Genomic DNA, 21,850 nt, shown 5'->3' on the forward strand with positions numbered 1-21,850 from the left:
CTATTCCTCCTTTGGCGCGCCTTCCGGCGCATCGTAGATTCGATTGAAAAAGCAGCTGCGCGCACCCGTGTGGCACGCGGGACCTGGCGAGTCGACCTTCACAAGCAACGTATCGGCGTCGCAATCGGCGTCGATGGAAATCACACGCTGCATGTTTCCGCTCGTAGCTCCTTTGTTCCAGAGCTCTTGACGGCTGCGGCTCCAAAACCACGTTGTTTTCGTCTCTTGGGTCAAACACAGTGATTCGGCATTCATCCATGCCACCATGAGTACTTCGCCCGTGTCGTATTGCTGCACGACGGCGGGAATGAGCCCTCGATCATCGAACTTCAATTCCATTTCAAAACCTTTCCTGCCACGCAAGAGACGGCGACAGCGACTATCAAGCACCGCTTGGCCGAATGCGCGACTCCAAATCGGCGCTCATCAGAATGCCATCGCCGCCGCTCCCGCACTCCCGCTCTTGAGGCGCATACGGCGCTGGCGGCGAGAGAGCCACGTGCAGGCCCAAACGCATCGCAACTACGCCGGGAGCCGAGCTTCGACACCCAGCGAATGGCGCTTCTAAAAGTCGAGCCGCACGGGAATGCCCTGGCTGGCCATGTATTCCTTCACCTGGCGAATGCTAAATTGGCCAAAATGGAATACGCTTGCGGCAAGCACCGCATCGGCCTCGCCATCGATGACGCCTTCTGCGAAATGTTCAAGCTCGCCAACGCCGCCGCTCGCAATAACGGGAATGCTTACCGCCCGGGCAACTGCGCGAGTGAGCGCTACATCGAAGCCGGCCTTGGTACCGTCGCGATCCATGCTCGTGAGTAGAATCTCACCCGCTCCACGTTGAGCAGCCTGCGCCGCCCATTCAACCGCGTCGAGCCCCGTGGCATTTCGGCCGCCAGCCGTAAACACTTCCCACTTGTCAGCGCCGGGAGCGCCGGGCTTGCCCACGCGTTTCGCATCGATGGCGCACACCACAGCTTGGCTGCCAAATGCTGAAGCCGCCGCGGTAATAAGCGACGGGTCGCGCACAGCCGCCGAATTGAGCGACACCTTGTCGGCGCCCGCCGCAACCATGGCACGCATGCCAGCAAGGTCGCGGAAGCCACCGCCCACCGCATAGGGAATTGAAAGCTCTTCCGAGGCGTGGCTTGCCATATCAATCGTGGTCGCGCGCCCATCGCTTGTGGCCGTGATATCGAGGAACACGACCTCGTCAGCGCCCGCGCGGTCATACGCAGCGGCAAGCTCCACCGGGTCGCCCGCATCGCGCAACGATACGAAGTTCACGCCCTTCACCACGCGACCGTCCTTCACATCGAGGCAGGGAATCACGCGCTTCGTCAGCATGGCGTACCGCCTTTCGCGGCCGCAAGCGCTTCGCTCAGAGCGAATGCGCCCTCGTAAAGCGCGCGTCCGGTGATGCAGCCCTCGATGACGCCGTCGCCCGCCTCCGCGAGCGCCGCGATATCGGCCACGGAAGAAATGCCGCCCGACGCAACCACGGGAAAACCAGCAACCTGGGCAATGTGGCGATATGCCTCGACATCGATGCCCGTCTGCATGCCATCGCGCGCGATATCGGTGAAAACGAGGTGTTTGAATCCCTGGCTCGACAAGCGCCCGACCACTTCATCGGCAGAAGCGCCCACGCCTTCGCGCCACCCATTCACCTTCACCTGGCCGGCCTTGGCGGCCACATCGGCCACGAGCAGCTCCCCAAACTGGGCCGCCGCTGCCTGGGCAAACAACTCGTCGCGCACGAGCACGGTGCCCATGGCGATGCGCTTGGCGCCCAAACGCGCCAGCTCGTCGATTCTTTCGAGCGAACGCACGCCGCCGCCCACGTCGATTGAAATTCCCTCGACCTGGCATAAGGCGGCGATTGCTTTCGAATTCGCTTCGCGGGCGGCCCCATCTTCCTCAAAAGCCGCCGAAAGATCGACCACATGCAGCCACGTAGCGCCTTGTTCGACAAAATCGCGAGCAACCGCGGCCGGATTTTCTGAATAGACCTTCATGCGCGAACGGTCGCCGCGCTCGAGTCGCACGACTTTGCCGGCAACCAAATCAATGGCAGGGAACACGATCATGCGCGGCCTCCTTTCTGCTCAGCAGCCGCTATGGCGACGAAGTTCTTTAGGATGTCGAGCCCACGGGACGACGATTTTTCCGGATGGAATTGGCAGCCGAACACATTGCCGCGCGCCACCACGCACGGGAAGCTGCGCGTGTAATGCGTATGCGCTGCAATGTCGGCGGCACATGCGTCGGCGTCGACCGCGTAGGAATGCGTGAAGTACATGTTCGCGCCTTCGGGAAAGTCGCGTAAAAGTTCGCATGCGCGACCGTTATCGGTCAGATGCACCTGGTCCCAACCTACATGAGGCACTTTGAGGCGCGTCGATTCCAAACGCGAACACGAGCCGGAAAGCACGCCCAAGCCACGCGCCCAACGCTTGGATGACGCCTCGAAAACCTCGGCGGGAGCAAGGTTCGACCCCATGGCATCTTCCGCTAAAGCCGCGGGCGTATCTTCGGGCACGCCCTCATCGCCGCGCTCGAAAAGCAGCTGCAGCCCCAGGCAAATGCCCAAAAACGGCGTTCCCTCGCCAATGGCGTCAAGCACCGCTTGGGCTTCGCCCGATTCCCGCATGAACGCAATAGCGTCGTAGAACGAGCCCACACCCGGCAGCACCACGGCATCGGCCGCGCGAATGTCTTCTGGCGAATCGCTCGCCTGCGCACGGGCGCCTGCGCGGGAAAGCCCACGCACTACGCTCGATAAATTGCCCTTATGGTAGTCGACCACCACAATGCTCGGCGCCATTACAGCGAGCCCTTCGTTGACGGCACGCCCTGAACGCGGCCGTCGAATTCGCACGCGCGGCGCAGAGCGCGGCCGCATGCCTTGAATGCCGCCTCGATGATGTGGTGCGCGTTGGCACCCGCGAGCTCACGCACATGCAGCGTGACTTTCGCATCGCGCGCAAACGCATAGAAGAATTCCACCGCAAGCTCGGTGTCGAAATCGCCTACGCGCGGCGAGGAGATAGGCAATTCACAATATGCCTGGCCACGACCCGAAATATCAACCGCAGCCATGACGAGCGTTTCGTCCATGGGAATGGTTGCGTCGGCAAAACGCGTGATGCCCGCCTTATCGCCAAGAGCCTGCGCGAACGCCTCGCCCAGCACAATGCCCACATCTTCAACCGTATGATGGGCATCGACCTCGACGTCGCCTTGCGCATGCACCGTCAAATCGAACAAACCGTGGCGGCCGAAGGCGTTGAGCATATGATCGAAAAACGGCACGCCCGTAGAAATGTCGCAAACGCCCGAACCGTCAAGGTCGAGCTTTACTGCGATGTCGGTTTCGCCCGTTTTGCGCGAAACCTCAGCAATTCGAGCCATGGACAACTCCTTTCGAAGCGGTTAGAGAGCACTCTATACCAGCTAAACGATTCGTACGAGCCAAAACACCGCTGCGGCCAACGTCTTTTCGGCGTTCGCCGATGGAGTTTTCGGCATGCGGGGGCATGCAGGGCCCAAGCCAGCATGCCTATTCGTGGCACGAATCAATTTCTTCTTTCAGCAACGCGGCCAACGCCGCCAACACTTCGTCGTTTTCTTCGGGCGTGCCAACCGTAATGCGCAGGCAATCGGCCAAGCCGGGCGCATAGCTGAAATCGCGCACGAGAATCGATTTCTCGTCGCGCATGCGTTCACGAACGCGCGTGGCGTTCGGCACGCGCACGAGCACGAAGTTGGCCTCGCTTTCCCAAACCTCGAGAGGAAGCCCGCAAGCGGCAATGCCATGCAGACTCTCGATCACGCGCGCACGCTCGCTGCGAATCGCGTCCACCACGGGTGCGAACTGATCGCGCGCACGAACCGCGGCCAAAGCCGCAGCCTGCGAAAGCACGTTCACCGAATAGATTTGGCGAATCGCGGCGAAAGCATCTATTACATCGGGCGCGGCAATCACATACCCAACGCGCGTGCCTGCCATGCCGAACGCCTTGGAAAGCGTATGCAGCACCACGAGGTTGTCGCATTCCGAAAGCAGCTGCTCGCACGAGGAAGCGGCATCGGCGAACTCGCCATAGGCCTCGTCGACCATCACAAGACCAGGACACGCGGCGCACATCTCGCGCACGAATTCAACTGAAGCCAAATCGCCTGTGGGATTGTTCGGCGAGGTCACGATTGCGATATCGCATTTCGGAGCCGCTTCAAGCACCGCCGCCCGGTCGAGCTCGAACGTTTCCGCATCACGCCACACATCGAGCACCTTGGTTTGCGCAAGCGATGCGAAAAACGCGTATTCCGAAAAGCATGGCGGACAGTTGAGCAGCGTGCGGCCCGCTCCGCCAAAAGCGAGCAGGAAGTTGTAAAGCAGCTCATCGCCGCCGTTGCCCACGCACACCCATGATGGATTGACACCGTGCCACGCAGCGATTTCCGCACGAAGCTCATTCGACATGGGATCGGGGTAACGATTAAGCGGCGTGGCCGCGAGCGCGGCGTCGATGGACGCGCGCGCCGCAGCAGGCATGGGATACGTGTTCTCATTCGCCGAAAGGTTCACGCGGCACGGCGTGAAATTCGGGTCGTAGGGCTCGATACTCGCCAAATGCGGCTGCATGAGCGCCCGAACGCGGTCGGAGAGTTGAGCCATAAGCTACTCCGCCTTTTTGGGAGCAACCAAATCAACCGGCCATGCAATGCGGTTGATGTCGCCCAAATCGACGCCATCGAAGCCCTCGAGGCCCTCTTCGACCATTTTGCGGCGAAGACCAGCCGAGAGCGCGTGAGCCCACAAGCCTTCCGCCTGCGCCATGGTCTGCGTGGCGGGGGCATCGTTCATAAGGCCTTCTGGCGTATAGCAAATAACCGACGAACGCGTAATGAAATCTTGCACAGAAAGAGGGTTCGAGAATGCGGCCGTGCCGCCCGTGGGAAGCGTGTGATTGGGGCCGGCAACGTAATCGCCCAAGGGTTCGGAGCTCCACGGACCCACAAAGATAGCGCCGGCGTTCTCGATTTTGCCGAGCAGGCCCATGGCGTTGTCGCAGTGCAGCTCGAGGTGCTCGGGAGCAATAACGTTCACGGCGTCGATTGCCGCCTCAAGGTCGGCCGCCACTACGACCACGCCCTGGTCGGCAAGCGATGCGCTCGTGATTTCGGCGCGCGGACTTGCGGCCAAAAGCTCGGCGAAACGGCCCTGCACCTTTTCCGCGAACGCAGCGTCGCAGGTCACCAGGTAGCATGTGGCCAAAGGATCGTGTTCGGCCTGTGCCATAAGATCGGCAGCAACCACGGTCGCATCGGCCGTCGCATCGGCGAGAACGCACACTTCCGACGGGCCCGCCACCATGTCGATGCCTGCATCGCCCGAGACGATTTTCTTCGCCGCGGCGACAAACGCATTGCCAGGGCCAACGATTTTCGCGGTCTTAGGAATAGAATCGGTGCCATAGGCAAGAGCGGCAATGGCCTGGGCGCCACCCACAGCATATATCTCATCGACGCCCGCAACTTTCGCGGCAGCGAGCGTGTACGGCGAAATGCCGCCTTCTTTTTGCGGCGGGGTAACCATAACCACGCGCTTTACGCCAGCGACCTTCGCCGGAATGCAGTCCATGAGCACCGTCGAGGGGTACTGGGCGCGGCCGCCCGGAACATACACGCCCGCGGCGGAAACGGGAGTAACCTTCACGCCCAAAATGGTGCCATCGGCGCGAGACGTGAACCACGACTGCTCGACCTCGCGCTCGTGGAATTCACGAATCTGCGCAGCGGCCTTCTTCAAAGCCTCGATGAACGCAGGGTCGACCGCCTGGATAGCTTCGTCCATAAGTTTGGGATCGACGCGGAAATCGTCAACGTCGACGCCATCGAACTTCTTGCAATACTCGCGCAGAGCGACATCGCCGCGCTCACGCACATCGTCGACGATAGCCTGGGCCGACTGCATGATGGCCGCAGGCAAAACCCCCTGGCGCGGAAGCTGACCAGCCGCGAGGCGCTCACCTGGGTTAAGCGTAATGGTTTTCATGGTATCTATGCCTTTCTCGAAGCGGCCAGCTTAGCTGCCAGGTCGCGAACTCTTTCATCACAGCGAATGCTCGCGGGACTTGCAAAGAAACGCGCGGAGCATTTCAGCACCTCATCGACTATGACCAGGTCGTTTTCTCGAAGCGTGGTGCCCGTCGCGGTAATGTCGACGATGCGGTCGGACAGGCCAACCATAGGACCAAGCTCAATGTTGCCATGAAGCGTAACGATATCGGCTTGCACGCCAATTCGATCGTAATACGCCTGGGTGATGCGCGGATACTTCGTCGACACGCGAATGGAACCGCGGCGCGCATAAGCGGCATCGGCCGCGCCCTTCGCGCTCGCAGGCTCGGCAACCACGAATCGGCACGCGCCATAGCCAAGATCGATGAGCTGCACCAAATCGAGGCCCGCCTCAACAAGCGAATCGCGACCGCAAATGCCGCAATCGGCTCCGCCAGAGGCAACGAAGGCAGGGGCGTCGGTGGGCCTCACGATGACATAGTCGACGCCCTGGCCGTGCACAATAAGGTGTCGCCCCACATCGTGCAGCGGTTCGGTGTCGAGCCCCGCCGCCGCAAGCGCCTCAACCGTGTCGGCGAACAGCGACCCCTTCGGCACCGCGATGCGCAGCGGGCGCGCTTCAGCGTTGTTCGCGACGGCTTCCTCGATTTCCTCGAGCGATAAAGCGAAGCCGGCCGAGGGCAAATCGCGCTCGCCCAACCGCGAAAACGCTTCGTCATAGCGCCCACCCGATCCAAGAGGGGTCGATACGCCATCGGCATATACGGAAAACACGAGGCCCGTGTAATAGCCGAACGAGTTCATGACCGAAAAATCAACCGCAAGGTTGTCGGCAAAGCCCGCTTTTTGCGCCGACTCGAACAACGCGCGCAGCTCCGACACGCCCCCATCGGCGATGCCTGCCGCCGCAAGCGCAGCGGAAGCCGCATCGAGCGCCTCAACTCCGCCGCTGATGCGCGGCAAGGTCGCTATTGCGTTCACAAGATTCTCGAGCGCGTCCACGTCTGAAAGCGCCGCATCCAAATCGACGAAATCGGACGCATGCACGCATGAGAGAAGCTCTTCGCGCTTGGAACCAGCGATGCCCGCCGCCGCGAGGAGCTCGTTCATGGGACGAACGCTTCCGCATACAATGCGCCACTTGGAAACGCCCACGGCGTTGAGCGCTTCGGCCGCCATGGACACCACTTCGAAATCGGCCTCGACACCGCTTGCGCCAATGAGCTCGATGCCAAGCTGCGTAAACTGGCGGGAGCGCGCCATGCATTGAGCCTGTTCACGCACGACGGGTGCGGCATAGCGCAAGCGAATGGGCGCTTCCGTATGCGCCAGACGAGTTGCAACGAGGCGTGCGATGGGCATGGTGAGGTCGCTTCTCACCACGAGCAGGCGACCATCGCCATCGAAAAGCTGGAAGGGCGTGACAGCAGACCCGCCGGCCATCGCCAGCGAAGATTGCTCTTCGAGCAAGGGCGTTTCGACCGGCAGGTACCCGCGGGACGCAAACCCGTCACTCACGATGCGGGTTATGCGTTCACGCTCGATGGCCTCATCGGGCATGATGTCTCGGAATCCTCGGGCGGTAATAGGCCTCACTGCGTGTCACCTTCCCCTTTCATATGTGGTAACGTGTTAGACACTTTATCACAGTAGAGTGCTCGAGTATCGCATCGTTACCCTGCTCTTCATAAAAGAAAACCCGCCATTTGGCGGGTTTCTATAAAATCCAGTTTCTAGGCGTTCACATATACATAGAAGAGTCTGAGCGTATCGGACAAATTGTTCGACACGTTCGCCGCGGAATAGTCGTAATTCAAACGGCACTGCCACGCGTGCTGGGCCCCGTCAAGCGCGGCGGGCGCCTCGCCCGAGAAGGTGTATTGCTCTTGGGCAATAGTCTTTCCGTCGTTCGCGTAGGTGCGGTATTCGTCGGCGGAAGGAAGCTCAACCGAGCCATCTTCAACCGTCAAGCCGGCATCGCCGAGCAGGGTCTCAACAACGTGCTTTTCGGTCACCGCGTCGGAAAAGCTCACATCGCCATACCCCAACGTCGACATCGCGGCGGAATAGCCCGCCTGAGTGATTTTTCCATCTTTATCGAGCGTGAGATACACCGAAGGCGTATTGCCCTTCGAGTCGGCCTGCTGCTCGGTAAGCGCAAGCGTCACCGTTTTGCCCACGACTTCGGTGGTCTTCGAATCGCCTTCGCCTTTTTCCTCGGTTATGTCGGAAGAGCTCGCCACGGTGGCACCGCGACCAACCTTCGAGATGGCCTCATCTTCCGTTGATCCGAGCAACGCAACCAAATTCGGAGCGGTAAGGCGGCTGCCCTGCTTTTTCGCATCGGTCGCCTCGGCGGTGTCTTTCAGCGTGGCGGCAGTCGAGCTTGAAGCCTGGCTCGCGACATCGCTTGCTTCCTGGTACAGCATGAATGCGAAATACCCCAATGCCGCGATAAGCACCACGAGCACCGCGCTCACGACGATGAGCACTGTGCGCATGCGCTTCGATTTCTTTTGATGGGCGGAAATGCCCTTCGTGGCTTCAGGCGCGTTGTTCTCCAAAGCATCATATTCGGGCGCAGCCTGAACGGATGCGCCATCAACGAGCTCCGCGTCAGCTTCCTGAACGCGAGCGTGCTTCCCATGCTTGGCCATTCGTATTCCTTTCAATACGCACGTGAGCCCGCCTTAAGCGAGCCCACGTGGAAATTAATGCAGCACCGTATATGCGATAAACGCGATGACGGCAACCACGGCCAGCCCTATAATCGCTTTTTGCATCGTGGTCATAGGGGCGATATCGTTCAGGTCGTTCTCGTCTTCGACGCTTCGCTTGCCCATAGCGATGCCCTACCTCGTCGAACCAGGCTGGACGGCATTCGCCCCCGCCGTGGAGCTCGAAGCGGTTTCGGCCGAGCCGCCTTCCGCGGATTTCTCATCGGAATCGTCTCCAGCGGAAACCGACTTGCTCGAAGACACCTCAATCGTGGAAAGCGCATCAAGGTTCATGGGGGAGCCGAGCCACTTCGTGCACACCGCATCGAAGACGCCGTTGCCGCGCACCGCAGTCAGCGCCGCGGAAATAGCCTTCTGCAATTCCTGATTGCTCGAATTGACACCGATGCAATAGCCGCCTTTGGAACCAAGCAGAGCGATGGGCTGCACGTCGACGCTTTGGACAAGCGCCGCATACGAGCCAATGACCGCATCGGCTGCGACGTACTGCGATTTGCCGGTTTCGACAAGCGAGAACGCCGAGACCAAATCGGAAGCGGGGTTCAGCGCGTCATCGCCGAAAGCGTTTTGAACAGCCCAGGCGCTCGTGGAAGAAGATTGCGCTGCGATGCTCGACGCCTGAACGCTTTCAGGAACGGTTGTAGACCCATTCGAGGCGAACAGGGCAACGCCCGTTTCAATGTAGGGGTCGGAAACCCACATGGTCGAGCTTTTCTCGGTGGACGTCTGGCTCATAACGATGTCGACATCACCATCGGCGAGGGCCGAAGAGGCATTGCCCGCAACGTCGACGAGCTCAAGCTTCAAGCCCAGCTGATCGGCGAGCGCTGCCGCCATATCAACGTCGATGCCCGCATAGCTGGCACTCGAAGAAGACGTGACAAACGGCGCGCCACCATCGGCATCGATGCCCACGCGCAACGTGCCATTCTGCCCAATGGTGGGGGAGCTAATCGTGGGAGTAAGGGTTTTTCCCTCATAGGAACCAGCCTGGCTGCAGCCAGCCAAACCGAGCGCAAAGCAAAACGCGCATGCAAACGCGACAACGAGCGACACGCGATGTTTCATCGTATGAATCCTCTTTCCATATCTATCCAGATTCTTCTTTCGGCTGACCTAGTCTTTGCCCCCACACTCGCGCACTGGGGTTTTGCGAATGATTTCGCTCTGCCCTCTCCCCCAGTGCGGCGTTGCCGCAAAAATCGGCCGGGAGGTGCGACTTACTTCTAGGATACGCCATGCTCGCACGCGCCTATATTAGGGCGGCGCGTACTTACGTGGATCCTTTTGACCGCATCTGCCATGGACTAAGGAGCCTTTTTGCCCCCGCAACTACAGACCCGAAAGAAGTCTCGGGTCAGTTTAGCAGATTTAATGCCCCTGCATGAACGAGCTGCCGTCCTCTATGCAGTGTTAACGCAATGCTGAAGGATTGATTGCGAAGGAATAACCCGTGAATAATTGAAAAATTCTTCACGCATTGCGCTCGCGGAAAGCATGCAAAACAACGGAAATGCCGAGGAAAAAGGAAAGAAAATGTCGGGCGAATGTCACGAAACGGGCAAGGTATCGACAAGGTTTGCGACCTAGCATATCGCCCAGGAGCACGCGAATCGGAAAGAAGGGACCATGGGACTTATCGCCGACGCGATATGCGAAACGCTCTGGCCCACGCGTTGCGCCCTTTGCGATGCTCCGGGCGCCGTTTTGTGCACACGTTGCGCCGCTCGGCTCGATTATCTCGATTTTTGGCGCGCATGCCCACGGTGCGGAGCCGCCTTCGGCTTTTTGCAGTGCGACCATTGCACTCCCCTCGTAAACAAAGAAGAGCACACGCGCCTTTGCGTAAGCGCGCTTCGGTACACAGCGGACACCGGCGTTTTAATCAAAACGTATAAAGACAAAGGAGAGCAACGTCTTTCCGAAACCTTGGCGGCGATTCTTGCGAACGCGCTCCCGCCATCATGGCTGAGGTGGGCGAATGGCGTGACCTACGTGAGCGCAACCAAGGCCGCTCGACGAAGACGAGGCTTCGATCACATGGAGCTTTTGGCCCGAAGCCTTGCGGGCCAATGCGGGCTCCCATGCATACGAGCGCTCAACCCTCCCACCGCGCGCGATCAGCGCATATTGGACAGAGCGGAACGCAAGCGGAATATGCAGGGGCGCTTTACCGCATGCGAGCCTCTTCCAGGCCGGCGCCTTATTCTGATCGACGATGTGTTCACCACAGGCGCAACGATGGATCAGGCGAGCATCGCGCTCGAACGTGCCGGCGCGCAGGTGCGTTGCGCCACCGTCGCGCGAGCGTAAGCGCTCCATCGAAGAACGACGCAACCCCATGAACCGCCAGAGGCCGCCCAATTCTGCAATGGTTGCGCATTTTATGTTCGCGCACGGAAAGGCATATAGGCCCCACGCCGCTCTAACCCTATAATCTTGAAAGTTTACGGAAGTGCCAACGCAGCATTTCAAGCCGCCAATCGATAGGAGCGAGAAGACCGTGTTCGAGCAAATGCTTTCGCATATGACGTTCGTTGACGTCTTCAACTGGTCCGTTCTGCTGGTTTTCAGCATCTGCTACATCTACCAGTTCTACTACGTATTCGTCGTGCTCACGCGCAAACCGCCTTTGCAGGAAGCCAAGGCCAATCACAAATATGCCGTGATGATTTCTGCGCGCAACGAGAGCCAAGTTATCGGCGACCTCATTCACAGCATTCGCGTGCAAAACTACCCGCAAGAGCTCATCAGCATTTTCGTGATTGCCGACAACTGCACCGACAATACCGCGGAAATCGCACGAAACGCTGGCGCAACCGAAGTGTACGAGCGCTTTAACGACGAGGAAGTCGGCAAGGGCTACGCGCTGAATTACGGCTGGCATGAAATCCAAAAACGCGACGATGCCGAAAGCTTCGAAGCGTATTTCGTATTCGACGCCGACAACGTGCTCGATGCGAATTACTTCCGCGAAATGAATAAAGTCTTTGACGGCGGCGCCGAGGCTTCCACGAGCTATCGCAACTCTAAGAACTACGGAAGCAACTGGATTTCTGCCGGCTATGCCATTTGGTTCTTACGCGAGGCAAAATACCTGAGCCAGGCGCGCCTCACACTCAACACGAGTTGCGCTATTTCGGGAACGGGCTTCTTCATTGCCGCCCATGTGCTCAAAGAAAGCGGCGGCTGGAAATGGCACCTGCTCACGGAAGATATCGAGTTTTCCGCAAGCTCCATTATTGAAGGCCGTCGTATCGCCTATTGCCCCACCGCCATGCTCTATGACGAACAACCTATTACTTTCATCGACTCCTGGAACCAGCGCTTCCGTTGGGCAAAAGGCTTTTATCAGGTGTTTTGGCACTATGCCGGCAAGCTGTTCAAGGGTATTTTCACCAACCCGAAGGGCAAGCGCTTTGCGTGCTACGACATGCTCATGACCATCGCGCCCGCCATGCTGCTCACGATTATTTCCATCGGCTTCAACGGCACCATCGCGTTGCTCGCGATATTCGGCGTAATATCGGCAGGCACCATGATCACTTCGGCTTTATCGTCGATGTTCTTCTGCCTGTTTAACTTCATGCTGTTCATGTTCATCTTCGGCGTGCTTACTACCTTTACCGAATGGGACAACATCCATTCCACCACGGCGAAGAAGATCGGTTACCTGTTCACCTTCCCCATTTTCCAGCTCACCTACATCCCCATCGCGTTGGTCGCGTTGGTGAAAAAAGCCAGCTGGAAGCCTATCGCCCACACCATTTCGGTTGACGTTGAGGAAATGAGCCAAACCGGCATGAAATAGAAACGCGCCTATTGGTCCAGAAGGCCACCGGCCGCACTTCCTTTCAGAGCGCCGTTTCGCTGCTTAGGCAGCGGGCGGCGCTCTTCTTTTATTCCCGGACCTCCAAGTGACACATCGCTCAATTCGACGATGTTCTTCCAGAGGCGCTTCGGCATAAAGCTGCGACGCAGCTCTGGGTTGTAGCGCGCATCGATTGCAACGCTGTCGTAGAACGTTTTCCAAGCCTGCTCATAGAAGGCATCATCGACGGCAGCGGGCGGCACAACGAAATCGGGAGAACGAACGAGCTGCCATTCTCCGTTGTGAGAAACGCCGGCAACATGGTGAACTTCATCGAACACGATGAATGGCTGCGTGTTGAACCGGGCCGAGAACCACCCCATAAGCAGCGGCACGACGCTCGCCTTGGGATTGCATACCGCCACATACACGCCATCGCGCGTTTTCGAGAAACGCATGAATTGCACCCAGTAATGATGCTCGTTTCTGACCGATCGAACAATTTCCGCGAAACGCTCAACATCGGGCGCAGCTTTGTCGAATCGTGCGCGAGGACCACGCTTCATGGCGTATCGAACGAAGGAAAGAACCGATGAGCCCGCATCGGGTTCATCGGAAAGCGAGGCGGCAACCACGCATTGATATGTCTCCATGCCGCATACGCGAATAATTCCCGCACGCACACGCCACGCCCGTTCCATATTCGTCTCGACCTCAACGATTCGCTGCCCGAGCCTGGGCATAAAGCGGCACGAAGCCGATACGTCAGAAGGGTATTCCTTCCGTTCAAAGGCGAGAAAGACCGCCGTGAGCAGCCCTTCAAGCGAACCATCATGCACGTAGGCAAGCTCAAGGTCGTCCATCGGCGGCAATCCTTCTTTCTTGAACGATAAGCGCGCTTCGCGCCCTGCCGCAGCATGGCAAACCGCACTATGCGCAAACCCCAACAGCCATCATTGGCCGCTGGGGACCATGCTACAAATTCGGGTTCATCTTAAACGTGAGCGGTGAGGCGATCGACAGGTCGAGCAGAAGCGTCGCAAGGTGCTTTTGAGCATCGGCAACAACCCACGAAGCAAGCTCGCTGTTGCCCTTTTCGTATACCGCCGCGCGTTCTTCGGCGGGAGCCGCCAGTGCCTCGCGATGCACGTGCTGCGCATGCCGCAAGGCTTTTTGCCACTGCTCGCTTTTGTAGTCGCCCGAACGCACCTGCGTGACCGCAAAACGCGCATCGCTTGCCGCCTGAAGCGAGCGGAACACCCAATACGGATGGCTCAAATCGGGTTTAGGCGCTGCATCGTCAAAGCACGCCGGCCACATGTGGGCGTCGCAGAACAGGGGCATATAAGGCGAGAAGCACGGCGTGCCCAGCGCGACCCAACAAATGGGAGATGCGAGTTCGCCTTTAAGCGCAGCCTGCGCGCACTGCTCGGCAGAAAGCCCAAACACGCCTTCGATTTGGAGCACATGCGATTCCTGCGTACGCGAGAGCGCGATAGCGCGATAGCGTTTGCGCGAGAATTCGTCGCCAGCAGTGCCAATGGGGTCGAATTCGGTTTCGTCGAAATGGCTCGAAAGCACCGCCGCCACATCTTCAACTCCAAGCAGGCGGTTGGGCCGGAAAACGAACGGCAAATCGCTGTCGACCACCGTATGTTCTTTCGCGATTTCGGGAGCAAGCAAACGCAAGCCATCCCATACGCGTGGCGTGTTGTAACGCCTGTCGCCATCGGAGCTGGTGCCGAAAATCTCACGGAAGTTGAACGGATGCTCCCCACCGCCGCCTAAGGCGCTATTAAGCGCATGCTCCTCGACGAATTCGCGAATTCCCTCCGAATACATGAATGAGTCGCTTTCGAAATCGACTTCCTGGATCGAGAGCTGATTCGCGACCACGGCAACGCAATCGTCGGGAATGCGCTGAGCAACCCAATGATGGCCTGTGGCGATTTCCATATACCACGCTTCCAGATGGTCGGCGAACAACACGCCGTTGCTTTCGGCGGAGCCATGCGCAGCCACGATTTCGCCCAAACGCTTCACGCCTTCACGTGCCGTTTTCACGTAAGGCAGCACGACGGTGAGCATAGCATCTTCGGCAAGGCCATTTTCCACATAGGGGTCGAATGCCAGAACGCGATCGTTTGCCAGCGCGCTTTCGGTAGCCGACATCGCAACGTGGGCGGCATTCACGCCGGCCTCTTCGAAAAGCCCTTCCTCGGGCGTAACGTCGGGCATGGCGGAATAGCGAAGGCCCCCTTCAGGCAACGTGATGGCAAACCCGTTCGCGCCCGATACAAGCTCGACGCCATCGCGTTCGCCCGCTGGCACCATGCGAAGCGATTTCGGCGCAGCAGGCGTGGTGTTGTCTTCGTTGCGGGCAATGAGAATAGAGCCGTCGCGCGTTGCGGCGCGGCCCACGAGAACCGATGTGCACGAGCGGCGCATAAGACCATCGAACCCTTTTTTCGACATACCGTTTCCTCCTCTACGAAAGCCCCAACGCATGCGCACGCTGAGACTTTTTTCACCTGCGCCCTATAGTAGCTAAAAATATGCGCTGAAGCGCCTAGCCTATGCCATCGAAAAGGCTCATTTGCCCTGCGAGCACTTTGCCCGACCGACGGCCATGCGACCCCGCTTGAATGGGCGCTGCGAGTTGAGCATGCAAGCTCTCTTTGTCAAAGCGCGTGCCATGGCCCTGGTAGCGACCCCGACACGTAATGAAAAACCGAGCCCGCTTGTATGCCACGCCGAGCTTGCGAAGCTCGGCTTCACCAAGCGCCGTGGCGCGCCTCGCACCCACAATCGCCTTCGCCCCGCGCACCCCAATGCCAGGCACGCGCAAAAGTTCCTCATAAGGCGCAGTGTTCACCTCGATGGGAAACCTATCGAGGTGGTTGATAGCCCAATTCGCCTTCGGATCGATGTCGGTGGCAAGAAACGGCTGGCCCTCATCGATGAGCTCCGCTGCGTCGAACTTATAGAAGCGCATAAGCCAATCGGCCTGATAAAGCCTGTGCTCCCTATCGAGCTGCACGGCATTTCCCTGTGGCAGCCGACCGTCTTCGTTTACCGACAAATACGCCGAGAAGAACACACGCTTCATATGCATCGTTTTATAGAGCGACGAGGAGAGGTTCAGTATTTGAAAATCGGTTTCGGGGGTTGCGCCGATGATCATTTGCGTGCTTTGCCCCGCCGGCGCGAATGCGCGCGTTTTTCGGGCAGGACGCCGCTGCGCCATATAACACGCATCGCGCCGCATAAGCGCCCGCGTATCGCGATCTTCGGCGATGCCCTCGCGAATTTGGCGCATAGGCGCAACGATGGAATCGCGCGTTTTATTCGGGCACAAAAGCGCAAGGCTTTCGCTCGACGGCAGCTCCATATTCACGCTGATTCTATCGGCGAGAAGCCCGAGTGCTGCCAGCAAATCGGACGACGTTCCCGGAACCGCCTTCGCATGAATGTAGCCGCGAAAGCCATATTCCTCGCGAAGAATGCGCAAGCATTCGATGATGCGCTCCGTCGTGTAATCGGGGCTCTTCAAAACCCCACTCGAAAGAAACAGGCCCTCGATGTAATTGCGCCGGTAGAACTCCATGGTGAGGTCGGCCAATTCACGCGGCCGAAAAGAAGTACGCGGAACATCGTTGGAGCAGCGGCTCGCACAATAGGCGCAATCGAAGACGCACACGTTGGTGAACAGCACCTTTAAAAGTGTGATGCAGCGCCCGTCGGCTGAAAAGCTATGGCATATGCCCGCCGCCGTCGCGTTGCCAAGGGCGCCCATGCGCGCATCGCGATCAATGCCGCTCGACGTGCAGGCAACGTCGTATTTCGCAGCATCGGCGAGCAATGCGAGTTTTGCCGTTGTATCCACCGCGCCCCTTCCGCAAAATCGAACATCTTTTCGTTATTCTAAAGCGAATAAATGTTCGATTCAAGATGATTTTTCGCGAAAATCACGACGCGACTGTACAGTAGCTTCGGTTCGAAAGCCACATTCCGCAAAGGCCGGAAACGACGTTGCCGTGTTTTGGAGAACCCGGACAATTGCGCTAGCATGGAAGAAACACCTCGAGAATCGAAAGGCGCACTATGAAAATTTGCGTGTTCTGCTCCTCTTCCGACAACCTTGACGCGAAATATGTCGATGCGGCGAAGGCTCTCGGCGAACCATCGCCGCGCGCGGCCACGAGCTCGTGTTCGGAGGTTACGACAAAGGCCTCATGGGCGATGTCGCGAATGCCGCCGTCGCTGCAGGTGGGCACGTGTTCGGCGTGACCACCACGGGCCTCACCGCCAAGGGGCGCGCCATTGTCGAAGGCATCGAAAACGTGGAGGAGCCCGACCTTTCCACGCGCATCAAGCACATGGTGAGCATGTCCGACGCCTTCGTCACGCTGCCGGGAGGCCTTGGCACATTCGAAGAATTCTTCAGCGTGATGTCGCAAATCAAGGCTGGCGAGCTGAAAGCCACCTGCGCGCTGCTCGACGTTGACGGTTACTTCAAACCGCTCGTGGAAATGCTCGACCTTTCGTGCGAAACGGGCCTCAATTCCTGTGATTGGCGCGCATTCTGCGATGTTTTCACCACCCCTGACGACATTATCGATTGGCTCGAGAAATAATGGCGCGCCCTTCTTCCTCCAAGGCGTTCGAAGCGGCGCTTGCGCGCAAAGCTGCCATGCAAGCAGCACGATGCGCAGGCGCGAAGGCGCCTTCCGCGAAGGGCATTGGCCCCAACAAGGCCTGCGGGCACAAAGGCGGCATTCGCAGGCAGGGCTCGAAACGCGGATAGCATGGCCATGGCCGCGCGGCGCTTTTAAAGGCCCGAATGCATGGTGATTTCTTTACGACAAGACGCGCCGTTGGCTTGTGGGCTGAAATGCGGGTAAACTAGTTTGTCCGAATTTTGGCCCGCGAATGCTAGGAGCCGCTATGCAAGAAAACACCGCAGCCGAAGACGCCCAGGCGTTCGGCACCTCGCCCGACGACCCCGTTTTCGTCACCGAGCAGGCGCATCTTTCTGAGGTATACGCCGAGCTGGAAAAGATGCGTGGCGAACTCGTGCGCAAAATGGAAGCCACGAGCGCCGCAGCCGCACGCGATAAGCTCGATTTGCTTTCCGAAATCTCGAACGACTTCACGAGCGATACCGAAACGAGCGAAACCTACGCGTCGTATGGTGCCGTGAACAGCGTCATCGATTCGTACAACGCGCAGCAGGAAGTGACCGCCGACAAATTGGCGCGCTGCCGCCTGCTTTTGCGCCAGCCGTACTTCGCGAAAGTCGCGCTGCAATTCAAGCCCGGCCAGCCGCCCAAGGAGCTTTACATCGGCGCCGCCGGCATTTCCGACGACAACTACAAGCGTCTCGTCGTTGACTGGCGAAGCCCTGTAGCCGAAACCTATTACAACCAGAGCAACGGGGCCACGAGCTATGTGGCAAACGGGCGAACCATTCATGTTGACCTCGCGTGCCGACGCCAGTTCGACATCGAAGCCGACACGCTCCACGCCTACTTCGACACCACCGTCGCCATTCAGGACGCGCTTCTGCTCGAATCGCTTTCGCATCAACGCACCGCGCAAATGAAGGCCATTACCGCCACCATCCAGCGCGAGCAAAATGAAGTCGTGCGCCACGAAGACGTTCCCGCGCTTTTGGTGGCAGGCATTGCGGGCAGCGGCAAGACGAGCGTGCTTCTGCAGCGCATCGCATACCTGTTCTACCAAAATCGCACCGAGCTCGACCCAAGCGAAGTGTTCCTTATTACGCCGAACCCGATTTTCCGCACGTATATCGAAAACGTGCTACCCGACATGGGAGAACGCAATCCCGAAACGCTCACGTGGGCGGAATTCGCAAGCCGCGTAATGCCGCTTGACAAGGCCGCCGAGAAGAAGAGCGTGCCCGTCGATGCCTTATGGCGCATTGACGAAGCCATCGCGAACCTCGAATTCGAAGACGATGACTTCCGCGAGCTGCACCACGGCAATGTGAAACTTCTGGGCATCAACCAGATTCGCAAGGTGAATGCGAAATACCGCAACGTTCCCGCCGGTCCGCACCGCGCCACGCTCATGCGCGAAGATTTGGAAGACGCCCTTGAGGCGCGCGTGAAGCAGCTCGCGTCGGGCTCTGCCGTGCTTGAAGAGCTCGAGGGCATGACGCTCAACGAGCAGCTTTCCCAGTTCGGCGAACCCTATGCGCCCGTCGACGAAAAGGAGGCGCGCGATTTCGCGTTGCGCCTTCTGCAAGACCGCTACCAGGGAGCATTCCGCGCAGTGCGAGACGACGCGTGGTTGCGCATCGATCGCATTGGCATGCGCCTTTTGGGGGAAAAGAGCCTCTCGGCGCTGGAATGGCTCTATTTGAAGATGGCCATCACCGGCCTGAGCGACGCTTATGCGAAATACGTGATGATCGACGAGGTGCAAGATTATTCGGCAGCCCAGCTCGCCGTGCTCGCGCGTTTCTTCCGTCGCGCGCATTTCATGCTCCTTGGCGACGAAAACCAGGCAATCAACCCCAACACGGCGTCGTTTGCCGAGGTGCGCGAAGTATTCACGCGTCTGCGCGGCGGCATTTCAACCTGCAGCCTGCTTACGAGCTACCGCTCCTCGCCTGAAATCACCGAGATTTTCGCAGGTCTTTTGCCTGCCGAGCAGCGCGCGAAAATCTCGTCGGTGCAACGCGCAAGCGAACCCGTGCGCGTCGATTGCTACGGCAACGACGACGAATACGCCGCCGCATTGCGCGAAGCCGTTGCGCACGCGAAGGAAAACGACGGCCTTACGGCCATCGTGGTTCCATGGAAGCACGAGGCCAAGCGCCTGCGCGGGTTCTTGGGCGATGCTGCCGATGACTTGGTCGATATGGAAACGGCAGCCGAGCTGCCCACGAACGGTGCCATGATTATCACGCTGCAACTGGCAAAAGGCCTGGAATTCGACCACGTGATCGTACCCGACGCGAGCGCACGCGTATTCCCCGCCGATGACCGCGTGGCGAAAAACCGCCTGTATACCACCGTTTCACGCGCGACTCGCTCGGTTCAGATTCTGTGCCGCGGAGAGCTTACGCCGTTGCTAAAGAAGTAGGTTACCTGTTCGGGAAGGCCCGGATGGGAGGCTCTCCAAGGCCACGGTTCGCTACCGCTGCGCTCCTTCGGAGCTACGCTATGCGCTCACCTGGCTGCGCTTAATTTTGAAATTAAAAGCACATTTGAGCGCAGACGGCGTTGGAGAGCCTCCCTCCGGGCCCTCCCTGTATTTTCTGCGGGAGCCGAAGCTAAAGCCGGCAGTCTTGGCGCGCCTTAACCTGTTAAATGCTCCGAGCATTTAACAGGTTCTCGCAGGCAATAATTGGGAACCGAAGCAACCGCCTGACCCCTTAGCGACGTTGGCCGATAGCGCTACTCCAAGTAGGCGCCGGTCTGTCTATTCCACAAGTTGGCGTATTCGCCACCGGCGGCGATAAGCTGCTCATGCGGACCGTCTTCGGCAACCTTGCCTGAATCGATCACGACGATGCGGTCGAGGCTCGCCACCGTTGAGAGGCGGTGCGCCACCACGATGCACGTGCGCCCTTTCATGAGCGTGGCGAGCGCATCTTGCACGAGTGCTTCGCTTTCAGAATCGAGCGCGCTCGTCGCCTCATCGAGCACAAGCACGGGACAGTCGGCCAGAATGGCACGCGCAATGGCGATGCGTTGGCGTTGGCCGCCCGAAAGCTTCACGCCGCGCTCGCCAACCTGAGTTTCGAAACCCTGGGGCAGACGCTCGATGAATTCCAGCGCGTTCGCACGCGCCGCCGCTTCGCGAATTTCAACCATGCTCGCGCCAGGCTTGCCATACGAGATATTCTCGGCAACGCTGCGATGGAACAGCAGCGATTCCTGCGGCACATAGGCGATTTGGCGACGCAGCGACTGCTGCGTGCATTGGGCGATGTTTTGCCCATCAAGAAGGATGCACCCCTGCTGAATGTCGGACAAGCGCAGCAAAAGCTTCGTGAGCGTGGTTTTGCCCGCGCCGGAAAGACCTACAAGGCCAACGCGCTGGCCTGCTGGTATATGCAGTTCGAAATCGTCGAACACCTGCGTTTTCGCATCGCCGTCGCCATACGAAAAGCCAATGCCCTCGAAATCGATCGCGCCTTCACGCACCTGCAAATCGGGCGCGCCGGCAACATCGGCCACCAGTCGCGGCTCGTCGAGCGTGGTCGTCATGCCGCTCGCATCGCCGAACGCGCGATTGAAGCGCTGCAGGCCATTGTTGATGAAGTTGAACTGGTTTGTGACCGTATAGGTATAGGTGAACATCATCACAAGCGTGCCCGGCGTGATGCCATACCACGCATTGCCGCCCGCGATGAATACAGCCACCACGCTCATAATGACCACGGTAATCGATGCCGTGATAATGCCGCGCGTAAGCGAGGCCCACATGCGCTTCGAATCGCGCGCGACCACTTCCCTGTTCGCTGCATCGAACAGCCCGCGCTCATAGTCTTCGCGCCCATACGTTTTAACGGCAAGGATGTTCGATACCGAGTCGGACAGCTCGCCCGACAACTGGTTTTGGGCGCTCGCCGCCTTCTCATTAAGCGACAGAATGCGTTTGTACATGATGTACGAAACCGTGGCATACACCGCGAGCAGCGCCATGAGAATAGCCACATACACCGGCACGCGCGGCGCCAAAATGCCGCACGTGAAAATGACCGAGCACATAACCGGCAGAAACGGAAACATGATAGTCTCGATAAGCTGCTGGTAGGCGCTCATGAATTTCGACGTTTGGCTCACAAGCGTTCCGCCGAAGCGATTGGAATGAAAGCTCATGGACTGGTTGCACAGCGCGTCAAAGCTCATCGTGGCCAAATCATACGCGGCTGCGATTTCCAGCTTATACAGCGTGTAGTCTTGGAACTTGCTTGCGGCCTGGCCAAAAACGTTGATCGCGATGAGCGCCACGATATAAGGCCCGTAGGCGGAAAACACTTCATCGGGGCCCACGCCGCCCTCGCTCACGCGGTCGACGACGAGGCTCATAACGTACGGGTTGCCATACGAAAGCAACGCCACGAAAAGAAACGTCGATACGATAAGGCCCCAAAACAGGCCCTTATGCTTGCGCGTTACCTGCCAGTAGTAATGCAGCGTGCGGCGTGTGGTCGATTGTTGCATGAATTCCCCTT

18 protein-coding genes are annotated in these 21,850 nt (G+C 58.8%); 3 read left to right on the forward strand and 15 right to left on the reverse strand.

Annotation, left to right across the window (positions count from 1 at the left end; translation table 11 throughout):
* From hisI to DMP05_RS01930, 11 genes are all read right to left on the reverse strand, one after another.
* Positions 1-339, reverse strand: coding sequence for a phosphoribosyl-AMP cyclohydrolase (hisI, locus tag DMP05_RS01885; protein ID WP_123218912.1), 339 nt, complete (start codon positions 337-339; stop codon positions 1-3).
* A 225-nt stretch (positions 340-564) separates the two neighbouring features.
* Positions 565-1,347 (reverse strand): imidazole glycerol phosphate synthase subunit HisF, encoded by a 783-nt coding sequence (hisF, locus tag DMP05_RS01890; RefSeq protein ID WP_123218913.1) that lies wholly within the window; start codon positions 1,345-1,347, stop codon positions 565-567.
* A complete protein-coding gene (locus tag DMP05_RS01895; protein ID WP_123218914.1) occupies positions 1,341-2,090 on the reverse strand; it encodes a 1-(5-phosphoribosyl)-5-[(5-phosphoribosylamino)methylideneamino]imidazole-4-carboxamide isomerase in 750 nt (249 codons plus the stop codon). Before DMP05_RS01895 ends, hisF begins: the two co-directional genes overlap by 7 nt.
* Positions 2,087-2,827, reverse strand: a complete 741-nt coding sequence (locus DMP05_RS01900) for an imidazole glycerol phosphate synthase subunit HisH (protein ID WP_123218915.1) — start codon at positions 2,825-2,827, stop codon at positions 2,087-2,089. Before DMP05_RS01900 ends, DMP05_RS01895 begins: the two co-directional genes overlap by 4 nt.
* A complete protein-coding gene (hisB, locus tag DMP05_RS01905; RefSeq protein WP_123218916.1) occupies positions 2,827-3,414 on the reverse strand; it encodes an imidazoleglycerol-phosphate dehydratase HisB in 588 nt (195 codons plus the stop codon). Before hisB ends, DMP05_RS01900 begins: the two co-directional genes overlap by 1 nt.
* 148 nt (positions 3,415-3,562) lie before the next feature.
* The gene (gene hisC / locus DMP05_RS01910; RefSeq protein WP_123218917.1) at positions 3,563-4,681 is read right to left on the reverse strand and encodes a histidinol-phosphate transaminase; all 1,119 of its coding nucleotides are present in this window, start codon (positions 4,679-4,681) and stop codon (positions 3,563-3,565) included.
* 3 nt (positions 4,682-4,684) lie between these two features.
* The gene (gene hisD, locus DMP05_RS01915; RefSeq protein ID WP_123218918.1) at positions 4,685-6,061 is read right to left on the reverse strand and encodes a histidinol dehydrogenase; all 1,377 of its coding nucleotides are present in this window, start codon (positions 6,059-6,061) and stop codon (positions 4,685-4,687) included.
* A 5-nt stretch (positions 6,062-6,066) separates the two neighbouring features.
* Positions 6,067-7,683 (reverse strand): ATP phosphoribosyltransferase, encoded by a 1,617-nt coding sequence (gene hisG, locus DMP05_RS01920; RefSeq protein ID WP_183907159.1) that lies wholly within the window; start codon positions 7,681-7,683, stop codon positions 6,067-6,069.
* Between the two features lie 137 nt (positions 7,684-7,820).
* Complete coding sequence (locus DMP05_RS01925) at positions 7,821-8,744, reverse strand: flagellar basal body-associated FliL family protein (RefSeq protein WP_123218920.1); 924 nt, start codon at positions 8,742-8,744, stop codon at positions 7,821-7,823.
* Between the two features lie 54 nt (positions 8,745-8,798).
* Positions 8,799-8,930, reverse strand: a complete 132-nt coding sequence (locus DMP05_RS10220) for a hypothetical protein (RefSeq protein ID WP_260162761.1) — start codon at positions 8,928-8,930, stop codon at positions 8,799-8,801.
* A gap of 9 nt (positions 8,931-8,939) precedes the next feature.
* Positions 8,940-9,893, reverse strand: a complete 954-nt coding sequence (locus DMP05_RS01930) for a substrate-binding periplasmic protein (RefSeq protein WP_123218921.1) — start codon at positions 9,891-9,893, stop codon at positions 8,940-8,942.
* A gap of 1,387 nt (positions 9,894-11,280) precedes the next feature.
* On the opposite strand from DMP05_RS01930, the gene DMP05_RS01940 reads away from it, so the two are divergent.
* Positions 11,281-12,636 carry a glycosyltransferase family 2 protein gene (locus DMP05_RS01940; RefSeq protein WP_244595003.1) on the forward strand — a complete coding sequence of 452 codons (1,356 nt, stop codon included), beginning with the start codon at positions 11,281-11,283 and terminating at the stop codon, positions 12,634-12,636.
* Positions 12,637-12,644: 8 nt separating this feature from the next.
* Here the strand turns inward: DMP05_RS01940 and DMP05_RS01945 are convergent, their stop codons facing one another.
* The 3 genes from DMP05_RS01945 to DMP05_RS01955 form a co-directional block, all read right to left on the reverse strand.
* The gene (locus DMP05_RS01945; RefSeq protein ID WP_123218923.1) at positions 12,645-13,499 is read right to left on the reverse strand and encodes a TIGR03915 family putative DNA repair protein; all 855 of its coding nucleotides are present in this window, start codon (positions 13,497-13,499) and stop codon (positions 12,645-12,647) included.
* A 112-nt stretch (positions 13,500-13,611) separates the two neighbouring features.
* Complete coding sequence (locus tag DMP05_RS01950; protein ID WP_161957445.1) at positions 13,612-15,111, reverse strand: C69 family dipeptidase; 1,500 nt, start codon at positions 15,109-15,111, stop codon at positions 13,612-13,614.
* Between the two features lie 94 nt (positions 15,112-15,205).
* A complete protein-coding gene (locus tag DMP05_RS01955; protein WP_123218925.1) occupies positions 15,206-16,522 on the reverse strand; it encodes a putative DNA modification/repair radical SAM protein in 1,317 nt (438 codons plus the stop codon).
* A 298-nt stretch (positions 16,523-16,820) separates the two neighbouring features.
* On the opposite strand from DMP05_RS01955, the gene DMP05_RS01960 reads away from it, so the two are divergent.
* The gene (locus tag DMP05_RS01960; protein WP_280176479.1) at positions 16,821-17,273 is read left to right on the forward strand and encodes an LOG family protein; all 453 of its coding nucleotides are present in this window, start codon (positions 16,821-16,823) and stop codon (positions 17,271-17,273) included.
* Between the two features lie 310 nt (positions 17,274-17,583).
* Complete coding sequence (locus tag DMP05_RS01965) at positions 17,584-19,749, forward strand: HelD family protein (RefSeq protein ID WP_123218927.1); 2,166 nt, start codon at positions 17,584-17,586, stop codon at positions 19,747-19,749.
* A gap of 314 nt (positions 19,750-20,063) precedes the next feature.
* Here the strand turns inward: DMP05_RS01965 and DMP05_RS01970 are convergent, their stop codons facing one another.
* Positions 20,064-21,839: an ABC transporter ATP-binding protein gene (locus DMP05_RS01970; protein WP_123218928.1), complete on the reverse strand. Its 1,776-nt coding sequence runs from the start codon at positions 21,837-21,839 to the stop codon at positions 20,064-20,066.
* Positions 21,840-21,850: the final 11 nt, after the last annotated feature.

Source organism: Slackia isoflavoniconvertens (genome assembly GCF_003725955.1).
Classification (GTDB): domain Bacteria; phylum Actinomycetota; class Coriobacteriia; order Coriobacteriales; family Eggerthellaceae; genus Slackia; species Slackia isoflavoniconvertens.

Excerpts from the sequence above, each read along its gene's own strand:
- hisI (WP_123218912.1), bottom strand. The coding sequence starts at position 339 with ATGGAATTGAAGTTCGATGATCGAGGGCTCATTCCCGCCGTCGTGCAG.
- hisF (WP_123218913.1), bottom strand. The coding sequence starts at position 1,347 with ATGCTGACGAAGCGCGTGATTCCCTGCCTCGATGTGAAGGACGGTCGC.
- DMP05_RS01895 (WP_123218914.1), bottom strand. The coding sequence starts at position 2,090 with ATGATCGTGTTCCCTGCCATTGATTTGGTTGCCGGCAAAGTCGTGCGA.
- DMP05_RS01900 (WP_123218915.1), bottom strand. The coding sequence starts at position 2,827 with ATGGCGCCGAGCATTGTGGTGGTCGACTACCATAAGGGCAATTTATCG.
- hisB (WP_123218916.1), bottom strand. The coding sequence starts at position 3,414 with ATGGCTCGAATTGCTGAGGTTTCGCGCAAAACGGGCGAAACCGACATC.
- hisC (WP_123218917.1), bottom strand. The coding sequence starts at position 4,681 with ATGGCTCAACTCTCCGACCGCGTTCGGGCGCTCATGCAGCCGCATTTG.
- hisD (WP_123218918.1), bottom strand. The coding sequence starts at position 6,061 with ATGAAAACCATTACGCTTAACCCAGGTGAGCGCCTCGCGGCTGGTCAG.
- DMP05_RS01925 (WP_123218920.1), bottom strand. The coding sequence starts at position 8,744 with ATGGCCAAGCATGGGAAGCACGCTCGCGTTCAGGAAGCTGACGCGGAG.
- DMP05_RS10220 (WP_260162761.1), bottom strand. The coding sequence starts at position 8,930 with ATGGGCAAGCGAAGCGTCGAAGACGAGAACGACCTGAACGATATCGCC.
- DMP05_RS01930 (WP_123218921.1), bottom strand. The coding sequence starts at position 9,893 with ATGAAACATCGCGTGTCGCTCGTTGTCGCGTTTGCATGCGCGTTTTGC.
- DMP05_RS01945 (WP_123218923.1), bottom strand. The coding sequence starts at position 13,499 with ATGGACGACCTTGAGCTTGCCTACGTGCATGATGGTTCGCTTGAAGGG.
- DMP05_RS01950 (WP_161957445.1), bottom strand. The coding sequence starts at position 15,111 with ATGTCGAAAAAAGGGTTCGATGGTCTTATGCGCCGCTCGTGCACATCG.
- DMP05_RS01965 (WP_123218927.1), top strand. The coding sequence starts at position 17,584 with ATGCAAGAAAACACCGCAGCCGAAGACGCCCAGGCGTTCGGCACCTCG.
- DMP05_RS01970 (WP_123218928.1), bottom strand. The coding sequence starts at position 21,839 with ATGCAACAATCGACCACACGCCGCACGCTGCATTACTACTGGCAGGTA.